We start from the raw sequence: 207 nt of genomic DNA on the forward strand, positions 1-207 counted from the left end.
AAAGTATCAGGCAAGAAAGGATTTCCCCGATTTCAAAAAGATAATCGTTCAGTTGAATATAAAACTAGTGGCTGGTCACTAAATCAAGCCAAAAGATGCATTACGTTTACTGATAAAAAAGATATCGGTAAAGTAAAACTACTAGGTAAATGGGATATCCAGACTTACCCAGTTAAACTGATTAAGCGTGTTAGATTAATCAAAAAA

1 pseudogene is annotated in these 207 nt (G+C 32.9%); it reads left to right on the forward strand.

From position 1 onward, the window contains the following. Positions 1-207, forward strand: a pseudogene (locus tag AABK37_RS42585) (RNA-guided endonuclease TnpB family protein); the annotation flags it as partial.

Source organism: Tolypothrix sp. VBCCA 56010 (assembly GCF_050875635.1).
Taxonomy (GTDB): Bacteria; Cyanobacteriota; Cyanobacteriia; order Cyanobacteriales; family Nostocaceae; genus Hassallia.